Genomic DNA, 22097 nt, shown 5'->3' with positions numbered 1-22097 from the left:
GTCCAGGTCCCATCAACGTGGTCACAGGGTTACAACGCAGTACAGGGGTGCCAGGTAACTTCTTTTTCATGCCGCTGCGCGATCTACCGACCGAATCGCAGGCGGCAGCAGCACTGATCCGTACCGAACTGCTCACGCATCGTAGGACGTTACGGCGCACTGGCAAACCCGGTCTCGTGTTGTCGTGTCTCGCCGCCGGTGCTCTGCTCGCTGTCCTCGTCCCGGGCCGAACAGGCACAGGCTGTTACCTCTGGCGGGCCACCACCCAGCCGGTCGAGGGCCGCACCGCGGCCCTCGTCCTGCCGGTCGCGATGGTGCTGCTGATCCTCGCGGATCGCTTGTCTGCTGAGAGTTTCGGGCTCCGCCGACAGGTCCGCGGCTGGGGTACGGCGGTGCTCGCGGCGGTCACCATGGCGGCCTGGACCGGATTCGTCCAGCAGGACCGACCGAGCTGTGGTTTCTCACCGGCTGTGATCGGTACCCTGGCCTGCGGGACCCTCGCCACGGCCGTTGCGGGCTACTGGGCCACCCAGTTGTTCCGGGGCCCGATGACCCCGCGGCCAACTCCTGTCGACGACTTGCCGAACGTGTCCGCTGAGCCGCTCAATCAGTCCGAATTGCGGGCACTCTTTGTCCGAATGCTCGATCGGATCGAGAGTTGGGCCCCAACTCGGGGCCGGCTGATGCCGTTCGCGACCGGCACTCTCGCCGTACTGGTTCTGCTCTCAACTGTTCTCCCGTGGCGCGACCTCCGGGACCCGGTCGCGGTCGGTCTCGCGGAGGCCGGACTGATCCGGGTGCAGCTCTGGGAGATCCCATCGGCCCGGACCTGGGCGCTGGTCGTCTGCGCGCTCGCCGTCGCGACCCTGGCCACGCGCGGGCCGGTACGGCGATTGGCGGCCGTCGCGTGTGGATCGGTCACCGTCGCCGGGGTGGCCGCGCATCTGCTCTGGCTGCCGCCGATGCTGCCGAACGGCGTGGGCTACCGCCCCGGCATCGGCGCGTGGACCGCTCTAGCGCTGGGCGTACTTCTGATCGCCGCCGGGCTGATCGGTGGCCGTCTGTTCGTTCTGCTGGGCCTCGTCGGCGCAGTGGTCGGACTGCTCACTCCCTCAGCCACAGGTACGCCGTACGTGGCAGAGCCGACTGTGGGCGTGCCACACCGGCTGCTGGATCTGCACAGCGGTCAGCTGGTCGACCGGCTCGGGATGCGGGTCGCTATCGGGACATCTGATCCGCTCGACTCCTTTGCGAGCTCTCTGGACGGTTCGCCGGGACAGTGGCTGCTGGGGCGGACAGGTTCGGAGAGCTCGACAGTCTTCGCGTACGACGACGGCGTCGCCCTACCCGAGGTGACGCTGAACCACGGGCCAACCGCACCGGCGGTGTGGGGTGTTACCGACAACCACCTGGTCGTGCTGGCCGGTGGTGCGGGTGGGAAGCCGTGGGCGATCTTGTCGGTCCCACTCGACCTACCGCAGGCGGACCTCAGCCTCAGCCACAAGGACCCCGACGGGCAGTACTACGTGACGCCTGGAGTGGAGGTGCTCGCTTCTGGAGTCGGCCCAGCGCTCAGCCATCGGAACGCAGACCGGTCAATCGTGGTCTGGGGAGGTGCGACGACCTGGCAGATCCCCGCCAACCAGCTCCGCCCCGGCATGCGGCTGCAGGACTTCCAGGTGGACCCGGGGGCCGGCGCACCGGGTAATGCGGTGTCGAGCGGCCCAGACGGTACGACGGTCTGGCGGACCAGCGAGACCGGCCTGGCAATGGCTCGCCGGGGTGGACCGACTCAGCAGCTGACCGGAGTCGCTCCAGCTGGCTGTCTCTTGAGCAGTGATGCGGCCAGTTCCTCGATGACGGTGGATGCGTTCGCGGTCGATGTGCGGGGCAACGTGTGGCTGGGCGGTGGTGCGCCGACGTCGGTCATCACGCCAGACGGCGTACTGCGGAAGCTGCCTGGTGGGGCCGACGGGATCAGCAGTATCGAGGCGCGGCCGGACGGTTCGGTGCTGCTGGGGACTTCACCAGGTGGTGGGAGTCAGATCCTGCAGATACCCGATGCGGCTAGCGCTGCATCGACGTACCCCGCTGCACCTGATCCACTACCGCGGTGCGATCGACGAAAGCCAGTCCGCGGTACGACGGACTTCCGGGCGACTGTGCTGCCCGCTGTCGAGACCGTGGACCCGCATCAGGGTTCGCCTGGAGTGAGCTCGCTGCTCGGGCTGGATGCCGGCGGGAAGTTGGCTCGCCTTCGGTTGCCGCTCGCGGCACGTAGTTCGGCGCCGGACGGGCAGGGCGGCGTGTGGTGGACGCTCGCGGACCAGCCGGGCCCGGAGCGCGCCGTACACCTCGTACGTGGCCGGACCACAGTGCAGCGGGATCAGCAGCCGCTGCCGGACAATCCGAAGGCTGAGTTCGCCGCTGCGGCCGGGGACCGGTTGGTGACCGCGATCGGTGGCGGGCTGTGCAACTACTACGGACCGGACGGCGTACGACGCCTTGCGGTGAAGGGTGATCTGCTGGCCCTGCTTCCTTCAGGGCAGACCGTGATGCGTCTCGACGGCCGACTGGTCCTGACGGATACCAACGGACGCACCAGCAGCATGGCCGGCGAGACAGCTGGCACATGGTTTACCGGACCCGATGGGAAGCTCTGGGGGTACGACGCTGTCCACCTGCTGCGAGTCGACGCCGGCCGGGTGACTGTGCTCGCCGGCCCGACGCAGGGTGTCCCACAGGCCGCGGACAAGGTGACGGTGATCGGACAGGCCTTGTACTTCGAGCTGGGGAACGACGTAGTCCGCTTGGAGGCCGCCCGATGAGCGCACTCCCGGATGAAGAGCTGCCTGCGCGTCTGACCGAAGCCGAGCAGGCACTGGCCGTTGCCGAGCACAGCTGGCTGGCTCGCGCCGGCCTGCTCGCCGCACTGGCCACCGGACTCACCCTGCTCCTCCCCTGGACCTACAGCCGCCGACTCGGTCTGTCGGTCTGGCAGCTAGGCATCGAAACCCAGCCGCAGCTGGCTCTCACCTGGCTGGTCGGCCTAGCCACCACAGTCGCCGTACTGGTTCTCAAACCCGGCCACAAAGCCCAGACTGCTGCCGGGATCACCGGAGTCATCACCCTGCTCTTCGTAGCCGGCGCCTACCAAGCCGGTCAGCTGCAAGCCCTGGGCGACACCTGGCCCGGCCCCGGCCCAGCCATAGCCCTGGTGACTGCCACCTGCTGGCTCCTCACCACCGCAGCCCACCTAGTTGCCCACCGCAACAACCACCCACCCGACCCCGACCTCATCACCCAAACCATCGCCCACCTCAGACGCCGCGCCCCCATTACCCCCGTGCGTCCGAAAACACGCCGACCACGCACTGCGGACCTTCGGACGCAACGCTTTGATCAGCCGTGGATGGCGGGGGTGCGATCCAGACGGTGTTCGAGGCGGGTGGCCAGGGCTAGGTAGCCGGCGTTGTGGGCGTGTTCGTGGGCCTGGCGAAGGAGGCGGTCGGCACAGGCCGAGTGGGGCGTGCAGTCGGCTAGGCCCGTGAGGGCTCCGACGACGCCGAGGGCGTGACCGCGGTCCTGGCTGAGGCGGAAGGCGAGGTCGAACTGTTCGGCAGCGGCCTCGCCACGGCCGGCGCTGAGGAGACTGCGGCCCAGGTGCAGACGCGCGTCGACCTCGTCGAGGTGCGTGCAGTTGCCGATCGCCAGCGTGAGCGCCTGCTCGTGGATTTCCACCGCCAGCTTGGTACGGCCGAGGCGTCGGTGAGCTTCTCCCTGATGACAGAGGGCGTAGCTCATCGAGAAGTCGAGCTCGTGGACGGCCGCGAGGCGCTGCGCAGCCCGAGTGGCCTCAAGGGCAGGCAGCGGCTCATCTTCGGCCAGCCGGCAAACCGCGATGCCGTTCAGTAGCTCAGGCTCGAGCCGCTCATCACCGATCTCACGCGCCAGGTCCAACGCACGCTCGTAGTACTCCAGCGCCATCGCGAACCCATGCTGCCGAACCGCCAGTGCAGCAAGCCGACTTAACGTCTCGACCACGGCTTCGCGGTCGCCCGCCAGATGCGCGAGACGCAACGACGTACGGAGCAACTCGGCGTGGTTCGACGACGGATCCAGCGTGCCCTGCGTGTACCCGAGCGACCCCAGGATCCGCGACCGCAGCCCCGGCTCGTCCGCCGGCGCCAGCTCCGCGGCCCGCCGCAAGTCGCACAACCCCTTCTGCGGCCCACAACGGAACTGGCCGAAGTTCCCGCGCAGGAACAGCAGCCGTGCCTGACCCTCCGCATCCTGCCGCCGCTCAGCAGCGGCCAGACCAGTCGTCAGTACGGCGTCCAGCTCGTCCAACCGGCTCCGTCCATGCAGGTACGGCGCCAGCACGAGCGCGAACCGAATCGCGGCCGCATCCTCCGCAACCTCCAACGCAGCAAGCAGATTCGGCCGCTCGCGATCGGCCCACGTCAGATCGGGACCAAGCCCAGAGCCCGCCACCGCCAGGTAGTGCTCGACCAGCCGGCCCACAGCGTCGGCGTCGTCGGCAACCTCCGCTGCATACCCACGCAGCAAGTCGTGGAACTCGTACCGCCCCGGCTGCGGGGCCAGCAGCAAGCTCGCGTCCACGAGGCTCTCCAGCAACCCCTCCGCCACCGGTACGTCGATCCCAGCCAGCGCGGCCGCCGCGTTCGCATCGAAGTCCTTGCCCGGGAACAACCCAAGGCACGCAAACAATCGACGCTGGTCCTCCGGCAGATGCTCGTACGACACCGCAAAGGCCGACCGGACCCCGTTCGAGTCGCCGTCCAGCTCGCGCAACCGACGCCGGCCGCGCATCCGTTCGTTCAGGTGCTGCATCGACCAGGCCGGCCGATGCCGCAGCCGCGCACCGGCGATCCGCAACGCCAGCGGCAACCGGCCGCAGTGCTCAGCCAGCTCCCGCACCGCCGCTTCGTCGCCACCATGGCGATCCGACCCGGCGATCTCGGTCAGCAAGGCGGTCGCGTCGTCCATCGCCAGCAACCCGAGACCGAGCCGGCGCTTGGCATCCAGCTCGACCAGTAGCCGCCGGCTCGTCACCAGCACCGCACATTCCGATGCCCCCGGCAACAATGACCGCACGACCGCCGCGTCCGGCGCGTTGTCCAGCACGACCAGCAATCGCAGCCGCGACGACTTCGCCCGCCACAACGACAGCCGATCCTCCAGACAGCCAGGAATCTGATCCGCCGGTACGCCGATGCCGCGGAGCAGGTGATCGACCGCCTGCTCGATTCCGAGCGGCTCGCGTCCCGGCGTGTACCCGTGCAGATCAACGAACAACTGGCCATCCGGGTACTGCGACGCCAGCAGATGCCCGGCCTGAACCGCCAGCGCCGTCTTGCCGATCCCCGCCATCCCGTCGATCGCCAGCACCGGCGGTGCCGCCTTCGCCGAGGTTCGTAGCTCCGAGGTTCGCAGCGCGGCCACCACCTCGGCCAGCTCCGTAGCCCGTCCAGCGAACGCAGCGCCGCCGTACGGGAGTTCGTTCCGTGCCGGTACGGCGGGCGCCTCGACCCGAAGCAAGGTTTGCTGGGCAGCGCGCAGTTCCGGACCCGGCTCGATCCCGAGCTGCTCGACGAGCGTTCGCCGTACCCGCTGATAGGTCTCGAGTGCTTCGGCCTGCCGACCGCTCCCGACCAGCGCGTTCATCAACAACACGGCGAACCGTTCGTCGAACGGGTGGTCGGCGACCAGCCCGATCAGCTCCGGGATCGCCTCGACATGCCGGCCGGCGGCGAGCTGCAACTGGATCCGGGTACCGAGCGCCTTCTCCCGGCGTTCGGCGATCCGGCGGCGCTGCCCGGCCAGGTACTGCCCGGGCAAACCGCTCAACGGCTGACCACGGAACAACGCCAGCGCCTGATCGTGCAGAGCCAGCGCCTGCTCCGGATCACTGTGCTGACCGGCCGCGCGCACGGTCGTCTCGAACCGCTCCAGATCCAGCACGTCAGGATCGAGCCGCAGGACATATCCGGCGGTCGTCCGCTCCAGGCGCGAACCCGGCGGCAGCGATTTGCGGATCCGGTACACGTAGGTCGGCACGACCTTGATCCCGGTCGGCGGCGGATCGTCGTCCCAGACCAGATCGAGCAACTGTTCCGGAGTGAGCACCCGATCGGCATTCAGCGCGAGGACGGCGAACATCGCCTGCTGCCGCAAGGGACCGACCGAAATCTCCGCGTCACCGCTGCGGACGGTGAGCGGTCCGAGCAGATCGATCCGGAGCCCCGACGGCATATTCGCAGTGTAGAAGCGCGAATGCCCTCAGCGACCGGATCCGGACACCTTTCGACCACCGTCGAATAGGTCGCCGATAGCGCGCGGGAAAACCCGCGCAGGACAAACGCGTCCGTGACCGCGTCACCGTGCAGGCGTCACCCTGCTACGTCTGGCCATGCGACGTCGTCGACCGCGAGCCACGGCGCGACCGCCAGGGCTGTGGGCGTGAGCCCGGTGAACGTCGCGATCTCGCGGTTCAGGTGGGACTGGTCGGCGTAGCCGTTCTCGGCGGCTACGCCGGCGGCGGCGTGGCCTGCCGCGAGAAGGTGGGCGGCGTGGTCGAAGCGCACCAACCGGGCGGCGCGTTTGGGGGTGACACCGAGCTGGGACCGGAAGCGGGACCACAGGCGCTTGCGGCTCCAGCCGACCTCGTCCGCCAGGCCGTCGACCCGCACCTGACCCCGGCTGGACAGCGTCCGCCGCCAGGCGTGGGCGACCTGGGGGTCGACCGGCGGGTGGCCGCCCAGCCGCCGACCCAGGATGTCCACCACTATCGCGAAGCGTTGGTCCCACGACGCGGCGGCGCGCAGCCTGTCCTCAGCCCGCCCGGCGTCGCGGCCCCAGACCTCCTCAAGGGCTGCCACCGTCCCGCTGAGCTCGGCCGACGCGCCGCCCAGCAACGCAGCCGCCGCGACTGGATCCAGCCGGATCTGGAGCAACTGTCCGGCTCCCCGGCCCGTTACCCGGAGATCGCCGGGGAGTAGCCCAGCGACGACACTGCCGCGCTGGTGCCCGCCAGAGGCTTCGTAGCCGACACCTTCTCCCCCGCCCAGATCGACGAGCAGGGTGACGGACGGGTGGACGATCATGGAGATGTCCACCGAGGCCGAGGCACGATGGCAGAACCCGGCCATGCTGACCCCCGGGAACCGAATCGACGGGCGCGGGACTGCGATGTCCACCCAGGCCTGGTTAGCTGGCATTCCGGCAGGCAACACATGGCGAGTCTAGGCATCAGGGACTACGGGTCTTCGGTTCGTCGGCCCGCCGCCGTGAAGTCGAGCAGCAGCTTGCCGACCGTCTCGGGTGCTTCCAGCATGGGTAGGTGCCCGACACCGGGTAGCAGCTCGACCCGCGCGCCCGGCACCGCGTCGTACCGGTGCGCAGACGACGGATCCCAACGGGGGTCGGCAGCACCGAAGATCACCTGCACGGGGGCCCCGAGTGCGGCGAGCCGCTCGGGCACGCTCCGTTCGGCGATGTACGCGGTGTTCTGGCGCAGCACCGTCCTCATCACGCGGTAGGTGATGCCCCGTACGTCTGCGACCACGTCGTCCGGGAGGTCCACAGGGCGAACGGCCGTCGCGCTGAGCCCCTTGCGGATCATCGCATCCGAACGCCTCGACCACAGGAGCGCGCCGAGCGGCGGGGCCAACAGCACCCGAAGGATGAACGGCTGCCGGAGGAGCGCATCCGGACTCGGCCCACTACTGATCAACGCAAGCGAACCTACGAGGTCGGGACGTTGCTCGGCCAGCGCGGTGGCGACGTAGCCGCCGCTGGAGTGCCCGGCCACAGCGACGTGACGAATCCCGAGGTCGTCCAGCAGCACCGCTACCTGACGCGCCTGTGCTGGTACGTCGTACGACGGCGCGGGCGGGGACTGGCCGCAACCAGGGAGGTCGACCCGGATGACGTGATGGTGGCCGGCCAGCGCCGGGACCACCGGACCCCAGAAACCGCCCGAGGCCCCCGACCCGTGGATGAGCAACAAAGGCGGCGGCTGCCGCGGGCCGTCATGGACCACGTGCATCTCCTGCGAACGTTCAATGTCGTCTTCACTCATACGGAGAACATGCACGCGCGGCCGGCCGCCAGTCTTGGACATATGTCCCCTGTCAGTTGACGACCGGCGATCACCCCGCCCCACCAACGGCGAAGGGCCCCACACCGAAGTGTGAGGCCCTTCGTCGGACTGCTGGGTGTTACGAGTCCTGCAGACCCGAGGTGCCGCCGGCGGCGAGGTCGGTCAGCTCCAGCTCGGAGGCACCGGCCTTCGGCGTTCCGATGAAGGTGAAGTACTCCGGCAGGCCGTCGGCGTCCACCGTGCCCTCCGGAGCGACGTCGACCAGGACGATCTGGCCGGGCCGCAGCTCCCCGAACAGGATCTTCTCGGCCAGGACGTCCTCCACGTCGCGCTGCAGAGCGCGGCGCAGCGGACGGGCACCCAGGACCGGGTCGAAGCCACGGTCGGCGACCAGTGCCTTCGCCGCCGGCGTGAGCTCGATACCCATGTCCTTGTCCTTCAGGCGCTCCTCCACCTGGGCCAGCATCAGGTCGACGATCTTGACGATGTCTTCCTTGCTGTGCTGGTGGAAGACCACGATCTCGTCGACACGGTTCAGGAACTCCGGGCGGAAGTGCTGCTTGAGCTCCTCCGTCACCTTGGACTTCATCCGCTCGTACGAGCCGGAGGTGTCCGAGGTCTGCGAGAACCCGAGCGCCCCCTTCGAGATGTCCTTGGTGCCCAGGTTGGTGGTCATGATGATGACCGTGTTCTTGAAGTCGACCACGCGGCCCTGGGCGTCGGTCAGGCGACCTTCGTCCAGGATCTGCAGCAGCGAGTTGAAGATGTCCGGGTGGGCCTTCTCCACCTCGTCGAACAGCACGACGGAGAACGGCTTGCGACGGACCTTCTCGGTGAGCTGGCCACCCTCTTCGTAGCCGACGTACCCAGGAGGCGAGCCGAACAGCCGCGAGGCCGTGTGCTTCTCCGAGTACTCCGACATGTCGAGGCTGATCAGCGCGTTCTGGTCGCCGAACAGGAACTCGGTCAGCACCTTCGACAGCTCGGTCTTACCGACACCGGACGGGCCGGCGAAGATGAACGAGCCGCTCGGGCGGCGCGGGTCCTTCAGACCTGCGCGGGTCCGGCGGATCGAGCGCGACAGCGCCTTCACCGCGTCCACCTGGCCGATGTACTGCTTGGCCAGCACCTTCTCCATGTCCAGCAGCCGCGAGGACTCCTCCTCGGTCAGCTTGAAGACGGGGATACCGGTCGCGGTGCTGAGCACCTCGGCGATCAGCTCCTCGTCGACCTCGGCGACGACATCCATGTCGCCGGCCTTCCACTGCTTCTCCCGCTCGGCCTTCGCGTTGATCAGCTTCTTCTCGTCGTCGCGGAGCCCCGCGGCGCGCTCGAAGTCCTGAGCATCGATCGCCGACTCCTTCTCCCGGCGGACCGTCGCGATCTTCTCGTCGAACTCGCGCAGGTCCGGCGGAGCCGTCATCCGGCGGATCCGCAACCGGGCCCCGGCCTCGTCGATCAGGTCGATCGCCTTGTCCGGGAGGAACCGGTCGGAGATGTAGCGGTCGGCCATCTGCGCGGCGTTCACCAGGGCGGCATCGGTGATGGTCACCCGGTGGTGCGCCTCGTAGCGGTCCCGCAGACCCTTGAGGATCTCGATCGTGTGCGCGATCGAGGGCTCGGCGACCTGGATCGGCTGGAAGCGGCGCTCCAGCGCGGCGTCCTTCTCGACGTACTTGCGGTACTCGTCGAGGGTGGTCGCACCGATCGTCTGCAGCTCTCCACGGGCCAGCATCGGCTTCAGGATGCTCGCCGCGTCGATCGCGCCCTCGGCCGCACCGGCCCCGACGAGGGTGTGGATCTCGTCGATGAACAGCACGATGTCACCGCGGGTGCGGATCTCCTTCAGCACCTTCTTCAGGCGCTCCTCGAAGTCACCGCGGTAGCGGGAACCCGCCACCAGGGCGCCGAGGTCGAGGGAGTAGATCTGCTTGTCCTTGAGCGTCTCCGGGACGTCACCACGGACGATCTGCTGAGCCAGACCCTCCACGATCGCCGTCTTGCCGACACCCGGCTCACCGATCAGGACAGGGTTGTTCTTGGTCCGCCGGGACAGCACCTGCATGACCCGCTCGATCTCGCTCTCGCGCCCGATCACCGGGTCGAGCTTCGCCTCACGAGCGGACTGGGTGTAGTTCCGGCCGAACTGGTCGAGCACCAGGGAGCTGCTCGGCGCCCCCTCGGTGGGTGCCCCGGCGCTGGTGGGCTCCTTGCCCTGGTAACCGCTCAGCAGCTGGATGACCTGCTGCCGGACCTTGTTCAGGTCCGCACCGAGCTTGACCAGGACCTGCGCTGCGACGCCCTCACCCTCGCGGATGAGGCCGAGCAGGATGTGCTCGGTGCCGATGTAGTTGTGGCCCAACTGCAGGGCCTCGCGCAGGGAGAGCTCCAGCACCTTCTTGGCGCGGGGGGTGAACGGGATGTGCCCGCTCGGTGCCTGCTGTCCCTGGCCGATGATCTCCTCGACCTGGGAGCGAACAGCTTCGAGCGAGATACCCAGGCTCTCGAGAGCCTTGGCGGCGACACCTTCACCCTCGTGGATCAGGCCGAGCAGGATGTGCTCGGTCCCGATGTAGTTGTGGCTGAGCATCCTGGCCTCTTCCTGAGCCAGGACGACTACCCGACGGGCGCGGTCCGTAAATCGTTCAAACATCGCCAAAGCGCTCCTTGCCTCAGAGGAGTCGGACGTGCCGTGTGGGCCGACCCCCGTACATGCATGCTAGTCCCCGGTACCGACAAGCTCGCTCTGGGCGAACAAACAATCACTGTTGGATCGGACACCCGGGCGGCATCACAAGGGAACAACCCCACGGATCTCCAGGGTGTTCCCGCCTGACCACGATCGGACAGCGTGTTCGCCACCAGCGAATTTCCCCTGATGACTGTCCGGTCAGGCATCCCGGCGCCGTACCACCGCGACCGCGATGTCCACACTCTGAAACAACCGGAATGCGGACGGTCCCGATACTCTACAGAGTACCGGGACCGCAAGAGCCTACTGAAATTACTTGGCCTCGTTGTACGCCGCGCGCACCTCGGCCGAGATCCGGCCGCGCTCGCTGACCTCGTAGCCGTTCTCCTTGGCCCAGGCCCGGATGTCGGCGGAGTCCGAGGCGGACCGGCCGCGTCCGCGGGCCCGTCCCACCGCACCGCGGCGACCGGCCACCCGACGGCCCGAGCCGACGTACCCGGCGAGGGCGTCGCGCAGTTTGGCGGCATTCTTCTTGGAAAGGTCGATCTCGTACGTCGTCCCGTCCAGCCCGAAGGTCACGGTCTCGTCGGCCTTACCGCCGTCGAGATCGTCCTCCAGGACCACCTGCACCCTTTGCGCCATCGATGACAATCCTTCCTGCACCCGTCACCGGGCACAATCCCCTGCCGAATTGTTTGCACCTGATTTGTACCGCACAAACCACCCACTTGTCATTCTCCGCGCGGAATGTTCCACAAAGTGGCGGGAGCCGCGTCGTGACCTTGCGTATTCAAATGCCCCAGAAAATGCAGAGGGCCGCGGGTGTGCTATGCAGCACCCGCGGCCCACTTCAAGAAATCACTCCGGCCGGAGCAAGGGGAACAGAATCGTCTCCCGTATACCGGTGCCGGTGTAGAGCATGATCAACCGGTCCAGTCCCATCCCCATACCACCGGCCGGCGGCATCCCGAACTCCATTGCGCGCAGGAAGTCCTCGTCCAGTTCCATCGCCTCGGGATCACCGGCCGCGGCCAGCAACGACTGTGCCACCAGGCGATCCCGCTGGATCACCGGGTCGTTGAGCTCCGAGTAGGCCACCCCGAGCTCGACCCCGTTGACGAACAGGTCGAAGGCTTCGACCAGCCCCGGAATTTCCCGGTGCGGCTTGGCCAGCGGCCGCGCCGACTCCGGATAGTCACGGACAAACGTCGGCTGGATGAGGTCGTGCTCACACAGCTTCTCGAACAAGTCGACGGCGATCTCACCGGCATTCCGGCCGGGCTGCAGCTCGACCTCGTGCTGCTCGGCCAACTTGAGCAACGCGGCCAGGTCGGTGGTCTGGTCGACGCTCTCGCCGACCGCTTCGGAGAGCAGCCCGAAAAGCGTCGCATGACGGAACGGCCGGGTGAAGTCGATCTCCGAGCCGTCGCGCGCAGTGACGACCGTCCGGCCGATCGCCGCGCCGGCGTTCCGGATCAGCTCCTGGATGAGTTCGGCCATCGTGTCGTAATCGCCATAGGCCTGGTAGGCCTCGATCATCGAGAATTCCGCGGCGTGCGTGGAGTCCAGGCCTTCGTTGCGGAAGGTCCGGCCGATCTCGAAGACCCGGTCGACGCCACCGATCATCGCGCGCTTGAGATCGAGCTCGAGCGCGATCCGCAGCTTCATCTCCTGGTCGAAGGCGTTCAGGTGCGTGGTGAACGGCCGGGCCGCCGCACCACCGTTGGTGAGCTGCAGGACCGGCGTCTCGACCTCGATGAAGCTGTGCGCGTCGAACGTGGCGCGCAGCGACTTCAGTACGGCGGCCTTGATCCGGACCATGTCGCGAGCCTCGGACCGCACGATCAGGTCGACGTACCGGAGCCGGACGCGCGCCTCCTCGTTCAGCGGCTTGTGCTCGTTCGGCAGCGGACGCAGCGTCTTGGCCGCCATCTGCCAGCCGGTCGCCTGCACGGACAGCTCGCCGCGACGGCTCGTCACGACCTCGCCCTGGACGGCGAGCAGGTCGCCGATGTCGACGAGCGCCTTGAACCGCGCCAGCTCCTCCTCACCGAGGTCGGCCAGCGACAGCATCACCTGCAGCTCGGTCCCGTCACCCTCCCGCAGCCGGACGAAGCAGAGCTTGCCGGTGTTGCGCAGGAAGATCACCCGACCAACCACCGACACCTGCTCGCCCGTCCTGGTGTCCGGCGCTAGATCTTGCCCGTCGTACGTCGCGCGCAGGTCCTTCAGCAGGTGCGTCCGCGGTACCGAGATCGGGTAGGGCTGCACTCCTTCCGCCAGCAGGCGGTCACGCTTCTCCCGGCGGACCCGCATCTGCTCGGGCAGGTCGTCCTGCCCGGTGTCGGGGTTCGCTGGGTCCACGTGTGCATCAGTCATAAGCCAAAGGCTAGTGACTGACCGCCTCCACAGCCGAATCCTTTGTTCTGGCCACCAGTACGGCGCCCACTCCCGCAGCGAGCACGCAGACGATCCCGCACGCCAGGAACGTCATCCGCGGACCGAGCAGCGCCGCGACCAGACCACCTAGTGGCAGGGCGATCAAGCTGCAGCCCCGAACGGTCCCGGACAGCGCAGCGACCACTCGGCCCCGGACCGCGTCGGCGACGCGGGTGACGATCAGTGTGCTCACCGCTGCATTCAGCAGACCGCTACCGATCCCGCTCAGCACAGCTCCGGCCAGCAGAGGGACTGCGCCATTCGAGCCGCCCATCAGCAGCATGCCGGCGCCAATAGCCGCCATACCGGCCATCACTGCCCGCGAGCGGGACGCCGACGAGGACAGCCGGCCACTACCCCAAGCGCCGAGGATCGTGCCGGCGCCTTGGCCCGCCAGCAGCCAGCCGTACCAGGCGGCGCCCAGCCCGACGACGTCCGTCACCAGGAACACCTCGACCACGTTGACGGCCTCACCGACCAGCACGAAGCCCCACAGACACATCAGCAGGATCCGGAGCAGCGGATCGCCGAACAGATGGCGCAGTCCCGCCGTGAACCCACCGCGCTCCCGGGCCGCACCAGGCTCCGGCCGGCGCCGGGTCTGCACCAGCCCAGCCACCACCGCGAGCAGTCCAAAGGTGGCTGCATCCACCAGCAACGCATCCCGGCCTCCGATCCACTCCACCAGCAAGCCACCGACCGCTGACCCGACCAGCATGGCGACGCCGATCAGCGCCTGGCTGGCCCCTGTCGCGCGGCCGACCATGTCCTCCCCCACGATTCGCGGGATCAGCGCACCCCAGCACGGCCCGGCCACCGCCTGCCCCACCTGCAGCAGACAGACCAGCCCCACGGTGCTCACCAGGTCGTGACTGAAGGCCAGCGCCACCCCAGCAACTGCCTGCAGCAACGTCGCCCACACCAGTACGGCGCGTGAGTCGTAGCTGTCCACGATCCGCCCGGCCACCGGGATCATCGCCACCGTCGGTACGGCGAAGGCCAGCAGCAGGAGCGTGACCGCCCCGGGCCCGCCGTACTCCTTCACGCGGAGCATCAGCGCGAGCATCGCGATCGCGTCCCCGGCGTACGAGATCGCGCGGGCGGGCAGCACCAGCCGGATGTCCCGGTGGGACCACAGAGAAGTCTGAAGGATTTGCTTCATAAATGTGAAGGTAGTGCTTCATACCTTTCAGGTCAAGCCTTCGCTACGCTGACGCGGTGGCCGAGAACAAGGTGGTGCTGACCGATCCGCGGGCGATCCGCGCGCTGGCGCACCCTGCTCGGCAGCTGGTCATCGACGAGCTCTACAGCGGCCGGGTGATGACAGCGACCGAGTGTGCCGAGCTGGCCGGGCTGACGCCGTCCGCGATGAGCTACCACCTCCGGGCGCTGGAGCGCTGGGGCATCGTGGAGCGGGCCGAGTCCACCGACGGCCGGGAGCGCCCGTGGCGGGCGCCCGCGCAGGGCCTGATCGTCTCGGCGCAGTCGACGACTTCGGGTCGGTTGGCCGGCCAGGCGATGATGCGGGTCGCAGTGGACCGGATGCTCGAGTTGTTCGCCGACCTGCCGGCTGACGACCCCTGGGACGACTCCAGCGCGATGAGCCGCTCCCGCCTCTGGCTCACGCACGAGGAGACCGAGCGGTTGATCGCGGAGCTGCAGGAGCTGACCGACCGCTACCGGAAGGGCCGGACCCAGGACGACCACCCGGACAACACCCGTTCGGTCCACACGATGTTCACCGTCGTACCGTCCGGTGAGGCACCGCAACCCTGATTTTCCCCCGAAGTACCTCTCCGGTCAGCTAACTGGTTGCCGAGCAATGTAACTATGGGTACATGGGGGAAGCGCTAGCAATCGCGATACCGACCGGCGGTCTGGCCATCGTGGCGTACCTGGTGGTGGGGCTCGTCATCGGCGTCGAGAGCATGGGTGTGCCGCTGCCGGGCGAGACCACGCTGATCGCCGCGGCCCTGCTCGCCTCGCAGGGCGATCTGCGGATCGAGTTCGTGATCGGGGCCGCCGCGGCGGGCGCGATCATCGGCGACTCGATCGGGTACTTCATCGGCCACCGGGCCGGCCGCGGCCTGTTCGACCGGCTCAGCCGGCGGTTCAAGCACTTCTCGCCCGACCGCATCGCGCGGGCCGAGAAGTACTTCCACCGGTACGGCGTCTGGACGGTCTTCTTCGGCCGGTTCGTCGCGCTGCTCCGGATCTTCGCCGGCCCGATGGCCGGCACCCTCCGGATGCCCTACCCGAAGTTCCTGATCGCGAACGCGGCCGGCGGCATCGCCTGGTCGGCCACGATCGGGATCGTTGCCTTCCACATCGGTGACAACGCGGACAAGATCTTCGGCCAGGTGTCGGTCTGGGCACTCGTCGCGATCGGCATCGCCGCGGTCGGGGCCTACGTCGTCTACAGGCTCCGCCATCGGCACCGGTCCTCCGAGGTCGGTCTCGAGGCCGAGTCCGCCGAGGCCTAGGGCCGGATCCGCAGGTCCAGTTTCGGGGTGGTCAGACCGCTCATGTTGCGGCCGCCGGCCGCGGCGGCCGGGAGCACCCAGCGGTACGAGTAGGTGCCGACGGCGCCGATCTTGAAGCCGAAGACCGCCTGGCCGCGACGCAGTGCCACGCGCTTCACCGACACCCACTTGCGGGTCTGGCGGTTCCACAGCTGCAGCGTGGCCGCCGAGGTGTAGGCCGGTGCCACTCTGGCGAAGATGGTGACCATCTCGCCGCGCTTCTTGTTGTTGCCGCCGATGTACCCACCGGCGAGCAGCCGGACCACTGCGCGCGTGAAGACGGCCGGACTGGTCGACTCACTCGTCAGGACGCCTGGCTTGGCGTAGGGACTCGCCACGACCTTGTACGGACGACTACCGCCCGTGACGACCGGAATGTCGTAGTGGCCGCCGGCTGTGGTCTTCCCACGAGCCACCGGACTCCACCGCGCGTTCGGCGTGACCTGGGTCAGCACGGTCAGCGGGATACCCGCCGAGGTGGTCTGCTGCAGCGCACAGTCCGTCTCCGCAGCGCAGTAGGTCTCCTGCAACACGACCCGGCCGCGCACGCGCAGCGGCAGGCTGTACTGCGCCAGCGGCGGCACGAACACTGTCGACGAACTGGTCAGACCCACTACCTGGCCACCGACATTGCTCGACCACTCGTTCTCGGTCCGCAACTGGAACAGGAACGGCGGCTTGATGCTGTTGATCACCTGCCGGAGTGACGTCGTACCCGGGCCGATCGGCGCCGGCTGCGCACCCGGCCAGCCGATCATCGGCACGTACTTCTGTGCCTTGGTCCCCTCGACATCCAGCGGGTCCTGCGGAGTGAAGTCCTGCGGCGGCTCCGGCACGGCCCAGCGAATCAGCACCCCACGGCCCTGAGCCACGGCGAACGCCGAGTTCGGCCGGACCGGTCCGTCGGTGTCGAACACCGGAGACTTCGCCGGCTTCCCGGTCAGCCCCTCCTTGATCGTCCCGTTGGTGACAACCACCCGGTAGTTGCCGTCCGGCGGGAACGCCGAGGTCGGAATGTCCCAGCTGTTCGCCTGCCCGGCCGGCAGGTACTGGACGTACGACGGCCCCTCGCTGAGCACACCCTCGATGGTGATCCGGTTCGGGGCGTTGTCGTCCTTCCACGTCACCCGGACAGAGCTCTTCCCAGCCCCCGCCCAACCGACCGCCACCGCAGACGGCGACGGATCCGCCGTACAAGCGGTCAGCAGGGACGCACCGGTCGCAACGACCAGCGCCACGGCGAAACTCCGCCGCACTAGGACCACCTCACCTCAGCTGCCTCACAACCGACGCGCCGAACGATATACCGGTTAGGAGTTGTTGCGGGCGAAGGCTTGGTGCAGACCGTGCAACGTGAGCAGGGGCTCGTGCTGGACCGGTGTGGCCAGGTCGCGGAGCAGTAGCGACGCCAAAGCACCAGTCAGTACGACGGGAGTGTCCGGCGCGAAGGACTGATCCTCACGGATCCGGGTGACCAGTCCGTCGATCATGGCGGCGAAACCGTGGACTGCGCCGGACTGCAGTGCTTCGACGGTGTTCTTGGCGACCAGAGCGCGTGGACGGACCAGCTCGACCCGGCGAAGCTGGGCTGCCACATCACCTAGCGCGTCAGTGGCGGTCTCGATGCCGGGGGCAATCACTCCGCCGGCGAACGCGCCGGCCGGGTTCACCACATCGATGGTGATCGCCGTACCGACGTCGACGACCAGGCAGGGAGCGCCGTACAGCTGGACGGCAGCCAGTGCGTTGGCAATTCGGTCCGTGCCGACCTCACGCGGATTGTCGACCAGAACCGGCAGTCCGGTCTTCACACCTGGCTCAACCACCACACTGGGCACGTTCTGGTAGTAGCGGGTGACCAGGTCGCGGAACTCGTGCAGTACCTGCGGTACGGCGGAGCAGACCGCGATCCCGGAGACCGGGGCCTCACCTGCGAGCAGTCCCTGGATCAGGACCGCCCACTCGTCCGCCGTACGACGGGAGTCGGTCCCGACCCACCAGTGGCGTTTGACCGTGCCCTCGAACACCAGGCCCACAAGGGTCCTGGTGTTCTCGACGGCGACGGCCAGCAGCATCAGACGGCCTTGAGGTCCAGGGCGATGTCCAGCACCGGCGCGGAGTGCGTGAGTGCACCGACCGCCAGGAAGTTCACGCCGGTCTCGGCGACCTCCCGGGCCTTGTCGAGCGTCAGTCCGCCGGACGCCTCCAGCTTGGCGCGGCCGGCCACCTTCTCGACGGCCTCCCGCAGCAGCGGCACGTCCATGTTGTCGAGCAGGATCAGCTCGGCACCGGAGTCGACCGCGATGAGAGCGTCCTCCACCGAGTCCACCTCGACCTCGACCGAGATCTCCGGGTAGGCCTTGCGCACCAGCCGGAAAGCCTCAGCCACGCCACCTGCCGCGATCACGTGGTTGTCCTTGATCAGTGCGGCGTCCGACAACCCCATGCGGTGGTTGCGGCCGCCGCCACAGCGCACGGCGTACTTCTCCAGCGAGCGCAGCAGCGGCATCGTCTTGCGAGTGTCGCGGATGACTGCGCCAGTCCCCTCGACCGCATCCACCCAGCGCCGGGTCAGCGTCGCCACTCCGGACAGGTGGCAGAGCAGGTTGAGTGACGTCCGCTCGGCGGTCAGCAGCTGCTGCGTCTTGCCGCGAATCGTCATCAGCACGTCGCCCCGCCGTACCGACGCACCATCGGTGACGGAGTACTCGAGCTCGACCTGTCCGGGCGCAGCGACCTGCCGAATCACCAGTTCGGCGATCTCCAGCCCGGCGACCACGCCGTCGGCCCGGGCGACCAGCTCGGCGACTGAGACCTGGTCCGGGTCGACCGTGGCGGTCGTCGTGACGTCCACACCACCGGCAAGGTCCTCCTCGAGCGTGGCTCGCACGAGGTCACCGACCCACTGCCGGTCGACGGTGTCATCCATCTTGCCGATTCTCCTTGCTCTGTGGAACGAAGGTCGCTCCAGGGCGGGCACGCTCGCCGTCGGCGGGCAGTGTCAGGTCCAGATTGCCCGACCAGTGTTGATCATCGCGATCCGGGTAGTCCTCACGCCAGTGCGAGCCGCGGCTCTCCTCGCGCACAGTCGCGGCGGCGATCAGGGCAGAGGCGACCGTCACCAGGTTCGTCGCCTCCCAGCCCGGAGTGCCGGGCTCGCCGGCCGGTTGCTCGATCAGCTTGGCCAGCGTGGCACCTGCCTCATCGAGACCGTGCGCGCTCCGGATCACTCCGGCACCAACGGTCATCACCCGCTGCAGTTCCGGTACGACGTCCGCGTCGACCAGACCGGGGATTCGGGTGTCCACGGCCGGCTCACGCTGCTCCGGAAGGCCCTTGGCCAGGTGGTTCGCGATACGGCGGGCGAAGACGAGCCCTTCGAGCAGGGAGTTCGACGCGAGCCGGTTGGCGCCGTGCACACCGGTGCAGGCGACTTCACCACAGGCATAGAGACCTGGCACCGAAGTCTGCCCGTTGAGGTCGGTCCACACCCCACCGGACGAGTAGTGGCAAGCAGGCGCGACCGGGATCAGTTCACGGACCGGATCGATACCGTGCGAACGGCAGGACGCCAGAATGGTCGGGAACCGCACCCGCCACTTCTCATCACCGAAGTGCCGGGCGTCGAGGTAGACATGATCCTTGCCTCCGGCAATCATCTGGCGCGTGATCGCCTTCGCGACGATGTCCCGCGGCGCCAGATCGGCCAGCTCGTGCTGGCCCTGCATGAAACGTTTGCCCTCGTGGTCGACGAGGAACGCGCCCTCACCACGGACCGCCTCGGAGACCAGCGGTTGCTGGCCTTTCGCGCTCTTGCCCAGCCACAGCACGGTCGGATGGAACTGGATGAACTCCAGGTCACGCACCTTCGCGCCGGCCCGCAGCGCCAGCGCCATCCCGTCGCCCGTCGACACACTCGGGTTGGTAGTAGCGGCGTACAGCTGTCCGAGGCCGCCGGACGCGAGGATCACTACACGGCTGCGGATCGCGCCAATACCGTCGAGCTGGCCCTCACCCATCACGTGCAGTGTCACACCGGCGACGGCACCGTCCTCAGCTCGCAGCAGGTCGATGACGAGCGCATGCTCGATCAGACGGATGTCCGGCAGCCGCTTCACCGCAGCGACCAGTGCACGCTCGATCTCCGCGCCGGTCGCGTCACCACCAGAGTGTGCGATGCGGTTGCGGTGGTGCCCACCCTCACGCGTCAGCGAGATCTCACCGTTGGCCATGGTGTCGAACCGCGCACCCAGCTCGATGAGATCCCGTACTGCGTCGGGCCCCTCGGTCACCAACGCCCGTACGGCGTCTGGGTCGCACAGCCCGGCTCCTGCGACCAGAGTGTCCTGCAGATGGTCTTCCGGTGAGTCCTCGGGACTGAGGGCGGCAGCGATGCCGCCCTGGGCCCACTGGGTCGAGCCGGAGGCGACAACATCCTTCGTCACCACCAGTACGGTCCCGAGCTCACGGGCCTTGAGTGCAGCAGTCAGCCCGGCAATGCCCGAGCCGATCACCACCACGTCGACTGTGTCGGTCCAGCCCGGCTCAGGTGCTGCGAGCCGTTGCGGGACTGCGGGTGCGGTCATTTAGTGACCGTACCAACCGAATTCATCGCAGTGTGATGGAAATGTTGTCAATGAGACGAGTCTGACCCACCCGGGCGGCGATCAGCATGCGTGCCTCACCAGGGCCGATCACCGGTCCCAGGTCGGGTGCGCGGAGTGCCAGGTAGTCGATCTTGACCGAGGGGACCGCCTCCAGTTCCGAATGCGCTGCGGCCAGTACGGCGTCCGGACCGTTCATGCCGGCCTTCGCACCGGCCGTGAGAGCGCGGTAGAGGACCAGAGCCTCGTCACGCTCGGTCTCGTCGAGGTACCGGTTGCGTGAGGACATCGCGAGGCCGTCTGCCTCCCGCACTGTCGGTACCGGCACGATGTCGACGTTCCAGTCCAGGTCACAGACCATCTCGCGGATCAGCGTGAGCTGCTGGTAGTCCTTCTCGCCGAACAGCGCCAGATCGGGCTGCGTCAGGTGCAGCAGCTTCGACACCACGGTCAGGACACCACCGAAGTGGCCGGGGCGCACCTGGCCCTCCAGCTCGTCGGCGAGCGGGCCGGGATGCACGGTGACCGAGGGCTCGTTCGGGTAGAGCTCGTCGCGGGACGGATTGAAGACGAGGTCGACGCCTTCGTTCTTGGCGATCGCCAGGTCACTGGCCAGCGTGCGCGGATAGCGGTCGAAGTCCTCGGTCGGCCCGAACTGCAACGGGTTCACGAAGATCGTCAGCACCACACTGCCTTCGGGGCCGACACGTTCGCGGGCCTCGGCCAGCAGCGCCGCATGCCCCTCGTGCAGCGCGCCCATCGTCATCACCACCGCCCGCGGCCGGACCGCCGTCGCCGCCCGCAGTTCGGCCTTCGTCTGGGTGAGTCTCATCGCGGTGCCTCCCCTGTTCGATACCGCTCCAGCACCTCGCCGAACCGGGCCGCCGTGCCCGCGTCCAGCCGTCCGTCCGCCACTGCCAGCTCCACCGTCGCACCGGCCAGCTCGGCGTACGTACTCGCCGTGCGACCGTGCAGTCCGGCCAGATGTGCTGCCACCGTGTCTACATCGCCCCGCACGATCGGCCCGGTGAGCGCATGATGACCGGATCGCAGCGTGTTGTCGAGGGTTGCCGTCAGCAGTGGCCGGAGTGTTGCCGACGGATCCGCAACCCCTGCCTCCCGCAGTACGGCGAACGCTTGGGACAGCAAGGTGGTGAGGTGGTTCGCGGCGTGCACGAGGCCGGCGTGGTAGCGCGCACGCTCCGCCTCTGCCACCCACTGCACCTGTGCCCCGAGTGCCTTCACCAGTCGCTCCACAACCGCCTTGGCCGCATCTGGCGCGGTGGCGGTGAAAACCAGGTCCTGCAGCTCAACAGCATCCACACCGGTGAACGTCATCGGCGGATGCAACGCCACCGGGGTCGCCGGTAGACCCTGTAGTGGAGCGAGCCCGTGTGCACCCGACAGATGAACGACGTACTGCCCCGTGGTCAGCGGGAGCGCGTGAGCAACCGCAGCGATCGCCTCGTCCGGCACCGCGACCAGTACGACGTCGGCGCGGCCGGTGACCTCGTCGGGCGACACCACCGGCACATGCGGAAGGAAGCGGGCGGCGCGATCACGTGACGCGCTCGACCGCGCGGAGACTCCGACCAAGGGATACCCGGCGGCCGCCATGGCTGCTCCCAGGGCGGTTCCGGCCCGGCCGGCTCCGATCAAGCCGATCCGTTCCATACTCACTCTCTCCGTCGTTCCAGTCCCACGGGTGGGTACCA

Annotated in this window: 17 protein-coding genes; 4 read left to right on the top strand and 13 right to left on the bottom strand. The window is 68.1% G+C overall.

From position 1 onward, the window contains the following. Window positions 1–68 precede the first annotated feature (68 nt). Together ACFVWG_RS01185 and ACFVWG_RS01180 are read left to right on the top strand one after the other, a co-directional pair. Window positions 69–2828, top strand: a complete 2760-nt coding sequence (locus tag ACFVWG_RS01185) for a hypothetical protein (protein WP_391541101.1) — start codon at window positions 69–71, stop codon at window positions 2826–2828. Beyond that, window positions 2825–3466, top strand: coding sequence for a hypothetical protein (locus ACFVWG_RS01180; RefSeq protein ID WP_391541100.1), 642 nt, complete (start codon window positions 2825–2827; stop codon window positions 3464–3466). Before ACFVWG_RS01185 ends, ACFVWG_RS01180 begins: the two co-directional genes overlap by 4 nt. On the opposite strand, the gene ACFVWG_RS01175 is transcribed toward ACFVWG_RS01180, so the two are convergent. The 7 genes from ACFVWG_RS01175 to ACFVWG_RS01145 form a co-directional block, all read right to left on the bottom strand. Beyond that, entirely contained in the window at window positions 3403–6276 is a 2874-nt protein-coding gene (locus tag ACFVWG_RS01175) for a BTAD domain-containing putative transcriptional regulator (RefSeq protein WP_391541099.1), read from the bottom strand. The two genes, ACFVWG_RS01180 and ACFVWG_RS01175, sit on opposite strands and share 64 nt — an antisense overlap. A gap of 137 nt (window positions 6277–6413) precedes the next feature. Next, on the bottom strand, window positions 6414–7241 hold the full coding sequence (locus ACFVWG_RS01170; RefSeq protein ID WP_391541098.1) for a helix-turn-helix domain-containing protein: 828 nt from the start codon (window positions 7239–7241) through the stop codon (window positions 6414–6416). Between the two features lie 38 nt (window positions 7242–7279). Next, window positions 7280–8104: an alpha/beta fold hydrolase gene (locus ACFVWG_RS01165; RefSeq protein ID WP_391541097.1), complete on the bottom strand. Its 825-nt coding sequence runs from the start codon at window positions 8102–8104 to the stop codon at window positions 7280–7282. Between the two features lie 139 nt (window positions 8105–8243). Next, window positions 8244–10778, bottom strand: a complete 2535-nt coding sequence (locus tag ACFVWG_RS01160; RefSeq protein WP_391541096.1) for an ATP-dependent Clp protease ATP-binding subunit — start codon at window positions 10776–10778, stop codon at window positions 8244–8246. Window positions 10779–11129: 351 nt separating this feature from the next. Further along, window positions 11130–11459 (bottom strand): Lsr2 family protein, encoded by a 330-nt coding sequence (locus tag ACFVWG_RS01155; protein WP_132164573.1) that lies wholly within the window; start codon window positions 11457–11459, stop codon window positions 11130–11132. A gap of 216 nt (window positions 11460–11675) precedes the next feature. Next, a complete protein-coding gene (gene lysS, locus ACFVWG_RS01150) occupies window positions 11676–13196 on the bottom strand; it encodes a lysine--tRNA ligase (RefSeq protein WP_391541095.1) in 1521 nt (506 codons plus the stop codon). A 10-nt stretch (window positions 13197–13206) separates the two neighbouring features. Beyond that, complete coding sequence (locus tag ACFVWG_RS01145) at window positions 13207–14418, bottom strand: MFS transporter (protein ID WP_391541094.1); 1212 nt, start codon at window positions 14416–14418, stop codon at window positions 13207–13209. A 56-nt stretch (window positions 14419–14474) separates the two neighbouring features. Here ACFVWG_RS01145 and ACFVWG_RS01140 point away from each other — a divergent pair, with 56 nt between their 5' ends. Next, window positions 14475–15032: an ArsR/SmtB family transcription factor gene (locus ACFVWG_RS01140; RefSeq protein WP_391541093.1), complete on the top strand. Its 558-nt coding sequence runs from the start codon at window positions 14475–14477 to the stop codon at window positions 15030–15032. 62 nt (window positions 15033–15094) lie between these two features. Beyond that, window positions 15095–15739 (top strand): DedA family protein, encoded by a 645-nt coding sequence (locus tag ACFVWG_RS01135; protein ID WP_391541092.1) that lies wholly within the window; start codon window positions 15095–15097, stop codon window positions 15737–15739. Here ACFVWG_RS01135 and ACFVWG_RS01130 read toward each other — a convergent pair. The 6 genes from ACFVWG_RS01130 to ACFVWG_RS01105 are packed head-to-tail and all read right to left on the bottom strand — an operon-like array spanning window position 15736 to window position 22056. Then, window positions 15736–17034, bottom strand: a complete 1299-nt coding sequence (locus ACFVWG_RS01130) for a hypothetical protein (protein WP_391541091.1) — start codon at window positions 17032–17034, stop codon at window positions 15736–15738. The genes ACFVWG_RS01135 and ACFVWG_RS01130 overlap by 4 nt on opposite strands. A 54-nt stretch (window positions 17035–17088) precedes the next feature. Then, window positions 17089–17853, bottom strand: coding sequence for a type III pantothenate kinase (locus tag ACFVWG_RS01125; RefSeq protein ID WP_391541090.1), 765 nt, complete (start codon window positions 17851–17853; stop codon window positions 17089–17091). Next, on the bottom strand, window positions 17853–18707 hold the full coding sequence (gene nadC / locus ACFVWG_RS01120) for a carboxylating nicotinate-nucleotide diphosphorylase (protein ID WP_391541089.1): 855 nt from the start codon (window positions 18705–18707) through the stop codon (window positions 17853–17855). The genes ACFVWG_RS01125 and nadC overlap by 1 nt, the downstream gene beginning before the upstream one ends. Then, window positions 18700–20364 (bottom strand): L-aspartate oxidase, encoded by a 1665-nt coding sequence (locus ACFVWG_RS01115; protein ID WP_391541088.1) that lies wholly within the window; start codon window positions 20362–20364, stop codon window positions 18700–18702. The genes nadC and ACFVWG_RS01115 overlap by 8 nt, the downstream gene beginning before the upstream one ends. Window positions 20365–20386: 22 nt before the next feature. Further along, complete coding sequence (gene panC / locus ACFVWG_RS01110; RefSeq protein ID WP_391541087.1) at window positions 20387–21214, bottom strand: pantoate--beta-alanine ligase; 828 nt, start codon at window positions 21212–21214, stop codon at window positions 20387–20389. Then, window positions 21211–22056, bottom strand: a complete 846-nt coding sequence (locus ACFVWG_RS01105; protein ID WP_391541086.1) for a Rossmann-like and DUF2520 domain-containing protein — start codon at window positions 22054–22056, stop codon at window positions 21211–21213. The genes panC and ACFVWG_RS01105 overlap by 4 nt, the downstream gene beginning before the upstream one ends. Between the last annotated feature and the right edge of the window lie 41 nt (window positions 22057–22097).

Source organism: Kribbella sp. NPDC058245 (assembly GCF_042882005.1).
GTDB lineage: Bacteria > Actinomycetota > Actinomycetes > Propionibacteriales > Kribbellaceae > Kribbella.
Note: the sequence above shows the minus strand (reverse complement) of the source record. Positions and strands in the feature narration are given on the sequence as shown.